Below are 15748 nucleotides of genomic sequence, written 5' to 3'. Positions count from 1 at the left end.
TGGTGGGTCGAACTGATATGTGAGACAGCAGGGTTCAGGCGGCAATGGGCATGGTCACCGGGGTCTCGCTGGTGGCCTCCAACGATTTGCCGAACGTCTCCGGGCCGAACTTGGCGGCGATCACGAGCAGGCCGTACATCGCGGCGATCATGAAGAAGACCCCGGCGACCCCGGCGATGTTGAAGAAGAACAGCGCGGCGAAGGGCATGACGGCGCCGGCGACGTTGCCGATCCCGTTGACGACCGAGGCGCCCATGGCGCGGATCGACGTGGGGAACAGCTCGGGCGTCCAGACCGAGAGCATGGTGTTGAGCAGCATCGTGAAGAACTGGAAGATGGCTCCCAGCACCAGGATCAGGACCACGTTCTGGGCGAAGACCGCGAAGGCGATGGCGGCGATGCAGCCCAGGACGGCGGCCGACATCACGGTGATCCGGCGGGGGACCCGGCTGGCGAGGTAGCAGGCCGTGCAGGCCCCGAACAGGCTGCCGATGTTCATGATCATGGTGAACAGCAGGGAGTCCGACAGGGAGTAGCCCCGGGAGACCAGCAGGATGGGCATCAGGAACAGCAGGGTGACCTGCGCGCCGAAGGACATCCACGACGCGGCACCGATCGCAGCGGTGCGACGGAGGTTGCGGCCCTTGAACACCTCGGCGTACGAGGTCTTCACGTGGGGGAGTGCGTCCTCGGCGGTCACGAAGGACTTGGTCGGACCGGGGTCGCGCAGCCCGGAGATGGAGCCGGACGCGAGGCGGGTCAGCGAGCGGTTGGCCTCGTCGACACGTCCCTTGGAGAGCAGGAACCGCGGCGACTCGGGAAGGTAGCGGCGGAAGAAGACCACGAGAACCGCCGGGAGAGCCAGGATCACGTAGGTCCAGCGCCACGAGTGGTCGGCGCCACCGAGTACTCCACCCAACGGACCGAGCACGAGCAGGAAGAAGCCGAAGGATGCGATGTTGCCGATTCCGCCCGACGAGATGTTGAGCGTCGCGAGCAGCGAACCGCGATGCCGGGTGGCCACCACCTCGGCGAGGATCGCCAAGCCGACGGTGAACTCGCCGCCCAGGCCGACGCCGACGATGAACCGGCTGGCCAACAGCATCTCGTAGTTGACGGCGACCGCACTGATCAGGCCACCCAGCGTGTAGACCAGCAGGTTGAGGCTCAGTGCGATCCGTCGCCCCCAGCGGTCGGCGATGTATCCGCCGATGAGTCGTCCGACGAGTCCGCCGATGACCGTCGCGGTGTTGATCAACGTCAGCTGGGCGTTGCCGATCCCGAGGGAGTCCTTGATGAGCGGCCCCATCGCGCCGGTCGAGTTCTGCTCGAGGCTGTCGAAGAAGAGCCCGGCCATCAGCAGCGCGATGACCGCCGCCTGCACACGGGTGAAGCCGATCTTGTCGAGCGTCGCGGTCAGACCCTGGGCGGGTGGGGCGGGAGGAGTGAGGGTGGTGGGTTCGGTGAGTGGGGCGCTGATGGCCATGGCAGTTCTCCGGATGACGAAGTGGCACCGGGAGAGCTGATGTCAGCCGGTGGATCGCCAGTCGGGAGGTGCTGGGCGACTGAGTAATTTGTATACAAACAGTGTATCAACGGCGTTACTGAGCGCAACAACTGCGTTAACGACCTGATATATCAATCGAGTCGTATACGAAATCAGTCAGGGGTGTCGGAACCGTGCTCGTCACGGCGCAGGTGCTCGTCCATGAGGAACCCGGCCTGCACGGAGGCGCCGCGCAGGATCGCCGCGGCCAGTACCGCGTGGTCGTGCTGGGATGCGGTCGGGTCGTCGCCCAGGCCCCATGCGACCCGACGACTCACTGTCGTCAGGAGTTCGCGGAGCTGATCGTTGCCGGAGGCGACGGCGACGAGATCATGGAAGGAACGTCCCACCGATCGATCGTCGACGGGACCCGAGGTCGATTGCGCGATCGCCGCCAGCTCGGCGGACACCGAGCCCCCGCGGTTGTGGGCCGCGAGCTGTGCCGCGAGGACCTCGAGACCGCGCCGCACCTCGAGCAGTTCGCGGTTGTCCTTGCGCAGCGTCGTCGACACCGTCGCCCCGCGATACCGCACGATGGTGACGAATCCCTCGCCCTCGAGTTGGCCGAGGGCCTCGCGCACCGGCACGCGGGAGACACCGAACTGCTTGGCGATGGCCTCTTCGACCAACCGTTCGCCCGCGGCCAACCGGCCGGCCAGGATGTCCTCACGAACCACCCGCGCGATGACGTCGCCCGGGGATTCGTCCTCGCCGATGGTGTGCTGATCCACGTCCCGCAGTTTAGTTGGGCGGGCCGGGCGGTGGGGCGCATGATGATCTCGGTTCGCGCCGCCGGTCGGCGCCAGGCGACGAGGTGGTCCATGAGAGCGGTCAGTAGTTTGCGCGGGACGTTGACGGTGTCGGAGATCGCCGAGCCGCGGCCCGAGGCGGGGCAGTTGTTGCTCTCGGTGACGCGCTGCGGCATCTGCGGATCCGATCTGCACGCCAAGGACCATTCCGACGAGCTCGAGGACGTCATGCGCGAGGGCGGCTACACCGACTTCATGCGCCACGACACCTCGGTCGTCTTCGGTCACGAGTTCTGCGGTGAGGTGCTCGAGACGGGCAAGGGTGTCGGAAAGCGTTTCCGAACCGGTGATCTCGTGGTGTCGTTCCCGCTGTTGCGCACCGCGGGCGCGGTGCACATGACCGGGTTGTCGCCGTTGGCGCCGGGCGGCTACGCCGAGCGCACCGTGGCCGAGGCGTCGATGAGCTTCGCTGTCCCCAACGGGTTGTCGCCGGACATCGCCGCGCTCACCGAGCCGATGACCGTCGCGCTGCACGCGGTCCGTCGCAGCGAGATCTCGAAGAAGGACGTGGCTGTCGTCGTCGGGTGCGGTCCGGTCGGTCTGGCGGTGATCTGCCTGCTCAAGGCCAAGGGGGTGAACACCATCGTCGCCAGTGACTTCTCCGCCGGACGTCGCGAACTCGCCACGCGATGCGGGGCCGATGTCGTCGTCGATCCCGCCGTGGACTCGCCCTACTCGGCCGCCACGACGAAGGGCATGATCACCGAACTGCCGACGCTCTACGAACTCGGAGTCGGGTCCATGGAGAAGCTGCGCAGGGTCCCCGGGTGGGCGCACCTGTACCGGGCCGTCGACAAGCTCGGCGCCGCGGACCCGAAACGTCCGGTGATCTTCGAGTGCGTAGGGGTTCCCGGGATGATCGACGGCGTGATCAGCGCGGCACCGATCGCGTCGCGGGTCGTGGTGGTGGGGGTCTGCATGGGCACCGACCAGATCCGCCCGGCCATGGCCATCGGCAAGGAGATCGACCTGCGATTCGTGTTCGGCTACACCCCGATCGAGTTCCACGACACCCTGCACCTGCTCGCAGACGGCAAGGTGGACGCATCGCCGTTGCACACCGGAACCGTGGGACTCGACGGCGTCCCCGCGGCGTTCGATGTCCTCGCCGGCGCCGAGAAACACGCCAAGGTTCTGATCGATCCGACCAGTGAGGCCGTCCTGTGAGCACGCCGACGCACCGCATCGAGTCCTACACCCGCGACGGATACGAGTTCGACGTTCTCGACGCCGGGCCGGTCGACGGCGAGGTCGTGGTCCTGCTGCACGGCTTCCCTGAGCGTGCGACGTGTTGGGACGCGGTCACGCCGCTGCTGCATGCGCGCGGCTTCCGGACCCTGGCACCGGACCAGCGCGGCTACTCCCCGGGTGCTCGTCCGCCGCGTCGTCGCGACTACGCGCTGGGAGAACTCAGTGACGACGTGGCCGCGCTGATCGAACTCGCCGGTGGTCGCGCGCACGTGGTCGGCCACGACTGGGGTGCGACGGTCGCGTGGGCGATCGCCATCGACCGACCCGACCTGGTGCGGACGCTGACGGCTTTCTCGGTGCCGCATCCGACCGCCTTCATCGGGGCGATGACCCGATCCAAACAGGGCCTCAAGTCCTGGTACATGTTGATGTTCCAGATCCCGAAGCTGGCCGAGGCCATGGGCAGGCGCCGGAACGGGCCGATGGACAAATCCCTGCGCAAAGCAGGCATGGCCCCCGACGACGTGGCCCGGTTCCGTACCGAGATCGTCGATCACGGAGCGCTTCCCGGTGGGCTGGCCTGGTACCGCGCCCTGCCGTTCACCGACCGCTCCCGTTTCGGACGGAAGGTGTCGGTGGCCACGACGATGGTCTGGAGCGACGGCGACGGATTCATCGATCAGGCCGGGGTACTGGCCGTGGCGGCGTACGTCCGCGCCCCGTACGAGCTGGTCGTGCTCGAGGGCGTCAACCACTGGATCCCCACCCAGGCCGCGCCCGCGGCGGCCGACGCGATCATCGCGCGAGCACTGTCGGCCTGAACCCGCTGAGTGTGACGACCGAAACCCGCGAGAAGCCGATTGGTCTTCTCCTTAGGTTCGTCCCGTGCAGTCTCTGAGAAAAGCGATGTCCATCACGCCCGACGCGATCGCGTGGGAACACGAACACCCGGACGGAACACGGTCGGCGACGCTGGTCGGCGTTCGCGAAGCCGGCAATATTTTCACCTACGCGTTCTACATCCCACCGAACGTATGGGACGCGCCGCATTCTCACCCCACGGCGTCACATCTCACCGTGGCATCCGGAACGCTTTTGCTCGGCTACGGCCCAATCATGAAACCTGGCGCTGCGGTTCGACATCCCGCGGGGTCGTTCCTCCATGTGCCGGCCGGCGCCGTCCATTTCGATGGGGCCGACGAAGAGACGGTCATCATCGGCACCGCGATTGGCGCCTGGTCGACCGATTACGTCTGACGTCCCTGTCGTCGACCGTGCCGACACCACTCCCCGTTTCCAGGCATGATCGAGTGAGTCGATCCGTCCGGGTCGTGCGGCGCGGTGAGGGAGATCGACATCGGCATCAGTCTCAGGCCACGCGGTGGCCGACGGTTCTGGGTGCTCGTCGCCGCAGCCGTCGTCGTCGTGCTGGCCGCGGTGATCGCCGTGGTCGCCACCACCGGCGGTGACGACGACCCGGTCACCGAACGATCCATGACGGTGTCGGGCGTACCCGAGGCCGGGCAACCGGTGAGTCTCGACGCGTCGGTGTTCCTGCCGCGCACCCAGCCCGCGCCGGCCGTCGTGCTCGCGCACGGGTTCGGCGGATCGAAGGCCGACCTGGCCGCGCAGGCACGCACCCTCGCCGGCCGGGGCTACGTCGTGATCACATACTCGGCGCGCGGATTCGGGGCCTCCGGCGGGCTCATCCACCTCGACAACCCCGACTACGAGGTCGGCGATGCCCGTCGCATCATCGACCTCCTGGCCACGATGCCGCAGGTCGAGCGCGACGCACCGGGTGATCCCCGTGTCGGCGTCGCGGGCTCGTCCTACGGCGGCGCGCTGGCGCTGCTGACCGCCGGATACGACCGTCGCGTCGACGCCGTGGCCGCCGACATCACCTGGAACGACCTGTCGCAGGCCCTGTTCCCCGTCGGCACCGACGCACCGGGCGCCACCGGAGTGTTCAAACAGCAGTGGGCGGGTCAGCTCTTCTCCCAGGCTGCGCGCATGGCGACATCGGACGGGTGTGGAAAGTTCGCGCCCGACGTCTGCGCGGCTTACCAGGCCTCAGCAGCCGCAGGAGCGCCCGACGCGAACCTGCAGGCGCTGATGCGCGCGTCGAGCCCATCGTCAATCCTCGGTCGCATCACCGCCCCGACGCTGCTCATCCAGGGACAGCAGGATTCGCTGTTCCCGATCGACCAGGCCGTCCGCAATGCTGCGGGCATCCGCGCCGCAGGCACCCCGGTCCGTATGCAGTGGCGCACCGGCGGGCACGATCAGCCGGGCGGCGACATCACCCCGTCTGTCGAGTCGTGGTTCGCGACAGCGTTGCAGGACAGGAAGACTCCAGATTCGGGATTCGCCGCCGACGTCCCGGACGGCGCGTTGTCGACCGACACCGGACGCTCGTCGGCGCGGCAGTTGACGGCGTCGACCCTGGCCGAGGCGCAGCGCTCGCGCGACGTCACCCTGCAGGGTCCCGAACAGACCGTCAACGCCCCGGCCGGTGGGACCCCGTCGGCCATCACCGCCGTTCCCGGCATTGGAAGTCTGCTCAGCGCCGCCGCTGCGGCCACCGGTGCCGGCGCGCTGTCGGCGATCCCGGGTCAGGTCGCCGGTTTCGTGTCGAGCCCGCTCGACGCCGATACGCTGGTCGGCGGTTCCTCGTCGGTCCGGTTGCGGATCACCCCGCGAACCACCACGGACGCAACGGTGTTCGTGTCGCTGGTCGACGTCGCGTCGGACGGGCAGCGCACCCAGCCGTCCGGTCTGGTGACCCCGATCCGGCTGACCGGTCTCACGCCGGGACAACCCACCTCGGTGACCGTCCCATTGCCCACCGTCGTCCGGTCGGTGGCGTCCGGACACCGCCTGGCCGTTGCGGTCTCGACCACCGACCTCGGCTACCGGCTCCCGGTTGATGCCCGGACGTACTCGGTGGCCCTGGAGTCGCCGACGCTGACACTGACCACCCTCACCGGGCGGGCCGAGTCGACGCCGTTCCCGTGGGGCTGGCCCGTCGCCGGCGTCATCGCGCTGCTGGTCCTGATCGCGGGCATCAGCGTCGCGACGTGGCGTCGCCGGGCTCCGGGTGATGCGGCGACGGTCGGTAAGGGCGTCTCGCCGATCGTGGTCGAGTCGCTGAGCAAGGAGTACGGCGACTCGTATCGCGCGGTCGACGACGTGTCGTTCCGCGTGGAGGCCGGTCAGGTCGTCGGCCTGTTGGGCCCCAACGGCGCCGGCAAGACCACGGTGCTTCGCATGATGGTCGGCCTCATCTCGCCGACATCCGGGCACATCCGGTTGTTCGGCGAGGAGGTCCGAGCCGGATCGTCGGTGCTGGCTCGTGTCGGTGCGTTCATCGAAGGGCCGGGTCTGCTTCCGCATCTGTCGGGTCGACAGAACCTCGACCTCTACTGGGCAGCCACCGGCCGATCGGCCGAGGAGGCCGACTTCGAGACCGCGCTGGAGATCGCCGGGCTCGGGGCGTCGGTGGACCGCAAGGTCCGCAAGTACAGCCAGGGCATGCGACAGCGGCTGGCCATCGCCCAGGCGATGCTCGGGCTGCCGGAGCTGCTCATCCTCGACGAACCCACCAACGGTCTCGACCCGCCGCAGATCGCCGAGATGCGTGAGGTGATGCGGCGATACGCGGCCACCGGGCGCACCGTCGTCGTCTCCAGCCACCTGCTGTCGGAGGTGGAGCAGACATGCAGCCACGTCGTCGTGATGCACAAGGGCCGGCTGATCACGGCCGGATCGGTGGACGAACTTGCCGGCGCGGCCACGTCGACTCTCGCCGTCGACGATGTCGCCGCCGCGCAGCGGGTGCTCGAGGCGGCGGGTGTGCGCGCCGAGGTCGTGGAATCCCGGCGGCATCTCGAAGAGGCATTCCTCGACCTGATCGGAGATGAGTCCCGATGACCGACAACATCGGTGGTGATGTGGGCGGCGTCGATGCCGGCGGCCGGGCGGCCGCCACCCGCAAGGGCGTGCACGACCGGCTCGACGGCATCGGCCCGGTCCAGCCGTCGACCTTCCGGCCGGGACGGACCCTGAGCCTGCGGGTCGAGGCGGTGCGGCAGTTGCGTCGTCGCCGTACCCAGGTCGCGGCGCTGCTCCTGCTGGTGCTGCCGCCGATCATCGCGATCGCGTTCTCGCTGAGTTCCGACGATCCGTCGACCGCGGGTTCCGATGGCGGTGGTCGGCAGAACTCGGCGCTCTACGGTCTGGCGACCGCGGGCGGCGCGAACTTCGCGCTGTTCACCGAGTTCGCGGCCGGGTCGTTCCTGCTCACCGTTCTCATCGCGCTCTTCTGCGGCGACACCGTCGCCAGCGACGCGGGCTGGGCGTCGTTGCGCTACCTGCTGGTGATCCCCGTCCGACGCTCGCATCTGTTGCGGCAGAAGCTGTTCATCGGGCTGGCGTCGAGCGCGATCGCGTTGATCCTGCTGCCGCTGTGGGCCTATGTGGTGGGCGGACTGTTCTTCGGGTGGGGGCCGGCGCAGTCGCCGTTGGGTGGCGAGTTCACCAACGGGGAAACGTTGCAGCGCCTGGCGATCGTCGTCGGGTACACGCTGATCCAGTCGTTGGTGATCGCCGGATTCGCGTTCCTGCTGAGTGTGGTCACCGACGCCCCGCTCGGCGCGGTCGGTGGCGCCACGATGCTGGTCATCCTGTCGAACATCCTCGACGCGATCTCCGCGCTCGACCCCTATCGCCAGTACCTGCCGACGCACTATCAGTTCGCGTGGCTGGATGCGTTGGGGCCGAACGTGATCTGGGAGGACATGGCGCGCGGCGCCGGTATCTCGCTGATCTACTCGTCGGTGCTGTTCGGCTTCGCGTGGTGGTGGTTCGGTCGCAAGGATGTCGTGAGCTGATCCGCCGACCGTGCCGTAATCACCCGCCGACCGTGCCCTAGCAACCCGCCGACCGTGCCGTAACAACCCGTCGACCGTGCCGTAACAACCCGCCGACCGTGCCGATTCGACGAATTCGTGTCCGCGTTGAACCGTTGCTGACGATTGCGCGTCGAACACCGCATGAGCATCGACGACCAGCCCTTCCGAGTGCGAGACATCGGACTGCCCGCATCGATCACACCTCGCGAGGTGCCACATCACTATCGGCGGGTGCACCGCGCGGTCTACGCCAGCCCCGGGTTGACGCTCGGGCCGGTCGAGACCATCCGTGCAGCGTGGTTGAGGGCGGGTCCGGAGTCGGTGGTGGGCGGCGTCAGCGCAGCGGTTCTGCACGGGGCCACGTTCTTCGACCACGGCGACAACGTTGAGCTGGTTCGCGCCCCAACCGGCCAGGGGCGGACTCGCACTCAAGTCCGGATCGTGCGAACCGACCTGGATCCGCGCGACGTCGTCATCGTCGATGGCATGCCGGTGACGTCGGTCATCCGAACCGCATACGATCTGGGCCGCCGTGGACCAGCATGGCTGGGACTCGCGCACCTCGATGATCTGACCCGTTCCACCGACCTAGACCTCGGCGTGCTGTGGCGATACGTCGTCGACCATCCCGCTGTTCGCGGGATACGCCAGCTCAGGGGACTGATCCCGTGGATCGATCCCAACGCGGAGTCGTCGGGTGAGAGCTACATGCGACATCTCGTTCTGGCGCAGGGCCTACCGCGTCCCGAGACGCAGGTGAAGGTCTACGACGAGACCGGGCGAACCGTTGCGAAACTCGACCATGCGTATCGGGAGGAGAAGATCGCCTTCGAGTTCGACGGTTTCGACTACCACTACAGCGATGACCAACGGGCGGCCGACGCTCGCCGGGATCGCGAGACCGCCCGCCTGGGGTGGCACACCGAACACCGGAACAGTGTCGAACTGTCGACCGACCCGTTCGAGTTCATCGGCCGACTCGAGCTGCTCCTCGAACAACGCGCGCGGCGACGTCGGTGAGGCACGTTCGGCGGGTTGTCAGGGCCCGCTTGGCGGGTGATTAGGGCCCGCTTGGCGGGTGATTAGGGCACGGTCGGCGGGTGATTAGGGCACGGTCGACGGGAAACGTTGCCCGGTCACGTCGAACAGGTGGTGCACCGGATCGTGGATGAAGTATTGACCGAGCGTCTCGACGGTGAAGGTGCTCCCGTCGCTTCGCCGCCCGCTCCGGCCGAGCGCATCGTCGGGCACCGACCGGAACACCTCGGCCAATGTCGCCCCTTCGGAGGCCAACTCGCGCAGAACGGTGGCCGGATCCTGCTCGTTGTAGCGATCGGTGACCGCAGTCGCGTCCTGGTCCCAGTTCTCGAACTCGGGATCGTCCTCGGTGATCATCAGGTCGATGCGTGTGGCGAACCGGCGGAAGACGTCGCGAACGTGGGCGGCGTACTCCAGCGGTGACCAGGTCGAGTCGTTCGGCCGCAGACGGGGATCACCGAGGTCGAGCGCATCGGACCACTGCGCGGCGTTCGCGATGATGAGGTCGGGGATGTCGCGGAAGTCGACCTGCGAGGCATCCAACCCACATGCGTCGCAGGGCTTCTCCAACACCCAGGTCCAGCTCTTGGTCTCCGGTTCGATCGGCATGGACGTCACCGTAGCGAGCCGAGAACCACTTCGGCGGGCCGAGATCGGACACCGCGCACAGTTGGCGGTGAACTTACGAAAGATGGCCGATTCGGAGCGATCTCACCGGGTCCCGAGATAGATGAACAGCGTGTACATGGCGACCGCGGGAAGCAACACGCACCACCCGGTGATCAGGATGTTGCGGACGTTCGCCGAGCGACACAGCCCCATCACGCCCAGCATGTTCACGTTCGGCAGCGGACCGTAGGTGTCGGCCTTGGAGGCGAACAGCAACACCACCACCCAGACCCCGGCGCCGATCCCCGCGATGGATGCGAGCTCACCGAAGATCTTGTCCAGCAGCACCACCTGCGCGGCCGACGCACCTGGTACACCGACCCAGCCGATGAGCGCGACCGTCATCGCGAACAGGAACGGCGTCAGACCCCTGATCTCGGATCCGTACGACCCGAGGACGACGGTGAACGGGTTCAACCGTGCGATGGCGTTGAACAGCAGGGCCAGCAGATAGAACAGCACGAACAGCCACGCCAGCTTGGCCGCACCGCGATAGGCGTTGATCGCAAACGTCTTCGGTGACATCCCCGCACCCGCAGCGGTGACGACCGCGAGGAGCGGTAACGCGATCAGCGGCAGTGCGATGCCTGCGGTGGTGATGGTCGCGACGACGAGAACGGCCAGAAGGGTCACGGCGAACGCCACCGCGGCCCGACCGGCGCGCCGGTCGTCGACGGCGGGGGAGTCGGTCTCGATTGCCCCCAGCTCGTCCGGCGAATAGTGGTCGTCCCCGCCTACGGTCCGCCTCTGCATCCACGGGACGACGATCATGCCGACCACGATCGACAGCACGGCCAGGGGCCCGCCGCCGTGGAGCAGATACCCGAGATACCCGGTGTCGGCGGCCTGCATGATCGCGATGTTCCCGCCGGCGAACGGTGCGATCGCGAATCCCGCGCAGCCGCCGATGAAGATCGCCGACGCGGTGGCCGACCTCGTGAGCCCGGCGCGCGCGGCCACCGGCAGCAACACCGGCACGGCAACCGCGAGCGCCCCGGCGAGCGTTCCCAACGCGGCGACCAGCAGCAGGCACGTCAGCATGATCCCGGCGGCCACCGACGTCGTGTTCGAGGTACCGGCCACCCGGATGGCTGCCGACACGATCCTGGTCGCGGCCCCACTCGCACGCAGGATCTCGGCAAGGCCGCCGCCCAGCAGGATCACCACACCGATGATCGTCACCTGATCGACCGCCGACTCACGTGCGATCTCGACCACCACCTGCGGGCCGGGGAGCAGGAGCAGGGCGGCCGAGAGGACCGCCACCGACGTGGCCACCAGGATCCGCATGCCCAGCGCGGCGAGTATTCCGTAGAGGGCGATGGGGAGGAATCCCCATAGGGTGGACGGCTCGACCCGCAACCCCACGATCAGCGAGACGACGACGCTTGCCGCGGCGATGAGATTCACCGGGCGGGCGAGTCGTCGGATGTCGCCGGGGCGCTGCCCCGTGAGCAACGGTGTGGTCTGCACTCGGGCCTCCGGCGTGGTCGTGAGAACGCCGACTGCCGCGACGATGAGATCGCCCGGCGCCTATCGGACGAAAAGCGACAATACAGGGGAACCGGACCCCGTCCTGCGGCTTCACGGCCATATGGGACGTGCGCCAGGAAAACGGGTTCGACCTCGTGACCTGGTCACGAGAACTACGTCGAGGTACCGACCGAGTCCGATGTCACGGCAGCGAGGCAAACGGAATGGACATCTCAATTCTTCTGCCGTCAGAACTGCTTCCGGACAATCTGATCAGGCCTGAACCGCCGGTAGCAGGACGTCGGTGCACCACTGTCGGAAGGTGGTGGGTGTGGATGTCTCTGCGGTGCGGGTGACGCCGTCGTCGAGACCGTCGTCCTTGGCGCGCATCATGTCGACCATGCCGTCGACAAACGCCTTCCCCAGTCCGTAGCCGGTCATCTGGGTTCGCAGGTCCTCGTGCGATCGGCGTTCGTAGCGAACCGGTGTGCCGAGAACCTCGGACATGATGTGCGCCATGTCGTGCGCCGAGAGGTTCTCCGGGCCGAGCACCGGTACGGCGTCCACCCCGGTCCACGACCGGTCCAGCAGCAGGCGGGCGGCGACCGCGGCGATGTCGCGGGTCGCGGCGGCGGGTGCGGCGCGATCGGGTGCGACGGTGTCGGTGAACACGCCGCCGCGGATCGAGTCGACCTGTCTCAGAACGTTGTCCATGAACGACGGGTTGGCCAGCGCGCGGTAGGCCACGCCGGAGTCGCCGATGACGTCGTCCATCGCCAACGATGCCGTGACCAGGCCGGCCCGGTCGGCCACCGATGTACCGCGACCGAGTGCCGAGACGCCGACGACATGGCCGACACCGTGCTCGGCGAACGCGCGCGCCGCCGGTCGGGTGAAGTCTGAGAACGCCGCCGCGAGGCTGGGAGTCATCGGGTTCGGCGGAACGACCCAGAACACCGCATCCGCGCCGGCGAAGGCCCGGGCGACCACGTCGGCGTCCCCGTGTGAACCGGTGACGACATCGACACGATCGTGCACCCCGTCCGGGAGTCGCGCCGCATCCCGCACGACGACGCGAATCTCGTCTTTGTGCGATGAGTCGGTCTGGAGAAGGGCGTCGAGGACCTGGCTGCCGATGTCGCCCGTGGGCGTCGTGATCACGATCATGGGGTTCAGCCTGCGCCGATACGGTCGCACGGTCCAATACCTGTCGCCGAACATTGATACCCTCGGGGTATGGATCTGGACCTGCGCAAGCTGCGGTACTTCGTCGCGGTGGCCGAACACGGCCACTTCGGCCGCGCCGCCGAGGCGCTCTACATCGCGCAGCCGGTGCTGAGCCGACAGGTGCGTGCGCTCGAGAAGGAACTGGGCGCCACCCTGTTGGTCCGGACGACCAGGAGCGTCGAGCTGACACCGGCCGGCGAACAGCTGCGCGACGATGCGCGCGGGGTGTTCGCCACCGTGGACAACGCCGTTCGCCGAGTGTTGGAGTCCGACCGCGGGGTGGAACGTCTCGTGGTCGGTTTCGCGCCCGGATTGCATGTGGGCGAGGCGGTTCGGGCCTTCTCGGCGATGTATCCCGACGTCGAGGTCGATCTGGTTCCCGTCAGATGGTGGGAGAAGGCGGCCCCACTCCACGACGGCAGGGTCGATGTCGCCTACCTCCGTCGCCCGTTCGACGACGACGTGCTGCGGGTGGTCCCGGTCGGGAGCGAGGAGAAGGTCGCCTGTCTTCCGGCCACCCATCCGCTGGCTCGGCGCCGCTGGATCACGATGGCCGACCTCGAGGGGGAAACGATCCTCGATGCGCACTCGCGGCGGACGTCGTCGGTGGAGGAGAAGTTCGAACTGATCGCCGCCGGACACGGCATCGCCCTGGTGCCCGCCAGCGTCGCCGCGTCCTATTCACGTCCCGATCTCGTGCACCTGGTGGTGACGGATCTGGCGCCGGTCGACACGTGCATCACGGTGGTCAAAGGCCGCAGGGAACGCCGCATCCGCGACTTCGTCACCGTCGCCACACAGACCCTGGGGGCGGGTCAGGCGCGACTCTCCGCGGTGGACTGACCGATCATCGGTCTCTGATGGTCTCCCGCACATCCGACGCGGTGGCACCACCGGCGACGATGTAGACCCGGTCGTCGGCGGTCGAGTCGTTGTTCCACGAGTCGTCGTCCAGGCTTTGCCAGTCCACGAGTTGACCGTCGGAATCGAACGCCAACTGCGCGCGGTTGGGGTGTCGGATCGCGACCCGGGCGATCCGGTGGGCGAGCGCATCGATGTCCACGGGCTCCATGGTCATCTCCTCACTTCGACGGGGGTGGCACCGGCCCGGGCTTCGGCAACCGGCTGCGGATCCGCGCGGGCAGCACGAGCCACAGGATCACCGCGACGAGTGCGCAGCACGCCCCGGCCGCGATGCCGGACCCAGTATCGAGGACGACCGAGAAGATCAGCGTCACGACACCCGTGATCGCGACACCCAGCAGCAGGAAGCCGGCGATCGCCAGCCGCGTCGCGAACTGCACGGACTCGGCCATCGCATGCTGTCGGAACAGGAAGCGGTGGATGGCGACCGGCGCGACGATCACGATGGTCGCGACCGCCGAACATCCGAGCGTGACCAGGTAGATCGCCGTCTGGGTGGTGTCGAGCGTGGTGAACCGCGTCTGGAACGGCAGCGTCAGCAGGAACCCGGTGAGCAGTTGCAGTCCGGTCTGCACGACCCGTAGTTCCTGCAGCAGGCTTGACCAGTTGCGGTCGAGTCGCTCCGTCGGGGTCTCACCGCGGGCGGTCTGGTTCCAGGCGTCGTCGTCGGGTGTCATGTGCGCTCGACCGGCATACGCGAGCAGTGTCCGGGCACATCGAGACCGTATACCCCGCGATAGGCGAAGTGGCCGGTTCTCAAGGGGTCCTACTCCGGCCATCTGCCGGCGGACTGATCCGTGTGCTGACGATCCAAGCGGACCGCCTTGTGCCGACGCGTGGTTTGGGGTCTGCTGGAACGATGGCTCATGACGACGACAATTCACCACACCGGGTCTTCGACCCCTCGAGCGGCAAGGATCCCGACACCGAGGGCGTCGCGGACGGCGACGATGTGCCCTCGCCCCGCCGTCGCGGTTCATCCGACGACGACGAGGGCACCGGCGAGGCCTGAGCGATCGCCTCAGGCGCGGTCGTGCAGGGTCACGTGGTAGCCGTCGGGGTCGGCGAACGTGAACGTGCGGCCGAACGGTCCGTCGATGGGATCCGACACGATCCGGTGACCGTCGGCGACCAGGCCGTCGTGGATGGCCTGGACGTCGGTGGCGTGCAGCCAGATGGCCACGCCGATTCCGGGCTGCGCAACGGAGTCGAGATCGGTCCCGGCGACGATGTCGCGCAGCGCGAACGCGATGGGTGTTGTCTCGAAGACCACGGCATGGGGCGGGCCCGCCTGAGAGCGGACAAGGCCGAGGTACTGCTCGTAAAATGCTTGCGACGCAGCGAGATCGCGGGCCTGGAGGGAGATGAAGTCGGGACCGGTGACCGGCATGTGATGCTCCTTGATGTTGTGTCAGTTATCTGACACCAACAACGTATGTCAGAATACTGACATGAGTCAAGACAACGGTGGTGTCGATCTCGAGACGTCGGTCGGCTACCTGTTGAAGGAGGCGTCGAGCGCACTGCGCGTCGCGATGGAGGCGGTGCTGCGTCCCCTCGGGATGACCCTGACGCAGTACTCCTGCCTCGAGCTGCTCGCTCAGCGTCCGGGTCTGTCGAACTCCCAGCTCGCGCGCGGTGCATTCGTGACCCGGCAGTCGATGAACGTGCTGGTGCAGGCGCTGGAGCGAGACGGCTACGTGACGCGACCGACGCAGGCCACCGTGGGCAAGGTCCTACCGACGGAGCTCACGCCGAGCGGACGAGGAAGTCTCGACAAGGCAACCGCGGCAGTACGTTCCGTCGAGGTGCGGATGCTCACAGGCCTGACCGAGGCCGAACGGCGACAGGCTTTCGCGAGTTTGCGGAGCATGGTGAATGCGTTGCAAGACAACGGCGAAGCCTGACGGCGAGGCGAAGTCGGCCCGCGCACTGCCGATGTCGGTCGCTCGTGACAG

The 15748-nt window shown here is 67.6% G+C and carries 17 protein-coding genes; 9 read left to right on the top strand and 8 right to left on the bottom strand.

The features are described from left to right. Positions 1-34: 34 nt before the first annotated feature. Positions 35-1486: an MFS transporter gene (locus LX13_RS07200; RefSeq protein ID WP_253660668.1), complete on the bottom strand. Its 1452-nt coding sequence runs from the start codon at positions 1484-1486 to the stop codon at positions 35-37. A 173-nt stretch (positions 1487-1659) separates the two neighbouring features. Further along, positions 1660-2277 carry a GntR family transcriptional regulator gene (locus LX13_RS07195; RefSeq protein ID WP_253660667.1) on the bottom strand — a complete coding sequence of 206 codons (618 nt, stop codon included), beginning with the start codon at positions 2275-2277 and terminating at the stop codon, positions 1660-1662. A gap of 90 nt (positions 2278-2367) precedes the next feature. On the opposite strand from LX13_RS07195, the gene LX13_RS07190 reads away from it, so the two are divergent. From LX13_RS07190 to LX13_RS07165, 6 genes are all read left to right on the top strand, one after another. After that, positions 2368-3522, top strand: a complete 1155-nt coding sequence (locus tag LX13_RS07190) for a zinc-binding dehydrogenase (protein ID WP_253660666.1) — start codon at positions 2368-2370, stop codon at positions 3520-3522. After that, the gene (locus tag LX13_RS07185) at positions 3519-4367 is read left to right on the top strand and encodes an alpha/beta fold hydrolase (RefSeq protein WP_253660665.1); all 849 of its coding nucleotides are present in this window, start codon (positions 3519-3521) and stop codon (positions 4365-4367) included. Before LX13_RS07190 ends, LX13_RS07185 begins: the two co-directional genes overlap by 4 nt. Positions 4368-4452: 85 nt before the next feature. Beyond that, the gene (locus tag LX13_RS07180) at positions 4453-4803 is read left to right on the top strand and encodes a cupin domain-containing protein (protein WP_253660664.1); all 351 of its coding nucleotides are present in this window, start codon (positions 4453-4455) and stop codon (positions 4801-4803) included. An 84-nt stretch (positions 4804-4887) separates the two neighbouring features. Further along, the gene (locus LX13_RS07175) at positions 4888-7479 is read left to right on the top strand and encodes an alpha/beta fold hydrolase (protein WP_253660663.1); all 2592 of its coding nucleotides are present in this window, start codon (positions 4888-4890) and stop codon (positions 7477-7479) included. After that, the gene (locus tag LX13_RS07170) at positions 7476-8438 is read left to right on the top strand and encodes an ABC transporter permease (RefSeq protein ID WP_253660662.1); all 963 of its coding nucleotides are present in this window, start codon (positions 7476-7478) and stop codon (positions 8436-8438) included. The genes LX13_RS07175 and LX13_RS07170 overlap by 4 nt, the downstream gene beginning before the upstream one ends. Positions 8439-8600: 162 nt before the next feature. Continuing rightward, positions 8601-9479 carry a hypothetical protein gene (locus LX13_RS07165; protein ID WP_253660661.1) on the top strand — a complete coding sequence of 293 codons (879 nt, stop codon included), beginning with the start codon at positions 8601-8603 and terminating at the stop codon, positions 9477-9479. A gap of 84 nt (positions 9480-9563) precedes the next feature. Here the strand turns inward: LX13_RS07165 and LX13_RS07160 are convergent, their stop codons facing one another. From LX13_RS07160 to LX13_RS07150, 3 genes are all read right to left on the bottom strand, one after another. Beyond that, on the bottom strand, positions 9564-10106 hold the full coding sequence (locus tag LX13_RS07160; protein ID WP_253660660.1) for a DinB family protein: 543 nt from the start codon (positions 10104-10106) through the stop codon (positions 9564-9566). A 102-nt stretch (positions 10107-10208) separates the two neighbouring features. Further along, positions 10209-11639: a permease gene (locus tag LX13_RS07155; protein ID WP_253660659.1), complete on the bottom strand. Its 1431-nt coding sequence runs from the start codon at positions 11637-11639 to the stop codon at positions 10209-10211. A 273-nt stretch (positions 11640-11912) separates the two neighbouring features. Further along, complete coding sequence (locus LX13_RS07150) at positions 11913-12806, bottom strand: NAD(P)H-binding protein (protein ID WP_253660658.1); 894 nt, start codon at positions 12804-12806, stop codon at positions 11913-11915. Positions 12807-12875: 69 nt separating this feature from the next. Between LX13_RS07150 and LX13_RS07145 the strand changes: the two genes are divergently transcribed. Next, positions 12876-13709 carry a LysR family transcriptional regulator gene (locus LX13_RS07145; protein ID WP_253660657.1) on the top strand — a complete coding sequence of 278 codons (834 nt, stop codon included), beginning with the start codon at positions 12876-12878 and terminating at the stop codon, positions 13707-13709. A gap of 4 nt (positions 13710-13713) precedes the next feature. On the opposite strand, the gene LX13_RS07140 is transcribed toward LX13_RS07145, so the two are convergent. Together LX13_RS07140 and LX13_RS07135 are read right to left on the bottom strand one after the other, a co-directional pair. Further along, on the bottom strand, positions 13714-13944 hold the full coding sequence (locus LX13_RS07140) for a hypothetical protein (RefSeq protein WP_253660656.1): 231 nt from the start codon (positions 13942-13944) through the stop codon (positions 13714-13716). A gap of 4 nt (positions 13945-13948) precedes the next feature. Next, positions 13949-14467 carry a DUF6328 family protein gene (locus tag LX13_RS07135; RefSeq protein ID WP_253660655.1) on the bottom strand — a complete coding sequence of 173 codons (519 nt, stop codon included), beginning with the start codon at positions 14465-14467 and terminating at the stop codon, positions 13949-13951. Positions 14468-14649: 182 nt separating this feature from the next. Here LX13_RS07135 and LX13_RS07130 point away from each other — a divergent pair, with 182 nt between their 5' ends. Next, entirely contained in the window at positions 14650-14802 is a 153-nt protein-coding gene (locus tag LX13_RS07130) for a hypothetical protein (protein ID WP_253660654.1), read from the top strand. 9 nt (positions 14803-14811) lie between these two features. Here the strand turns inward: LX13_RS07130 and LX13_RS07125 are convergent, their stop codons facing one another. Then, complete coding sequence (locus LX13_RS07125) at positions 14812-15180, bottom strand: VOC family protein (protein ID WP_253660653.1); 369 nt, start codon at positions 15178-15180, stop codon at positions 14812-14814. A gap of 61 nt (positions 15181-15241) precedes the next feature. On the opposite strand from LX13_RS07125, the gene LX13_RS07120 reads away from it, so the two are divergent. Beyond that, positions 15242-15697 carry a MarR family winged helix-turn-helix transcriptional regulator gene (locus LX13_RS07120; protein ID WP_253660652.1) on the top strand — a complete coding sequence of 152 codons (456 nt, stop codon included), beginning with the start codon at positions 15242-15244 and terminating at the stop codon, positions 15695-15697. Positions 15698-15748 lie beyond the last annotated feature (51 nt).

The sequence above is a fragment of the Williamsia maris genome (assembly GCF_024171815.1).
Lineage (GTDB): Bacteria > Actinomycetota > Actinomycetes > Mycobacteriales > Mycobacteriaceae > Williamsia_A > Williamsia_A maris.
Note: the sequence above shows the minus strand (reverse complement) of the source record. Positions and strands in the feature narration are given on the sequence as shown.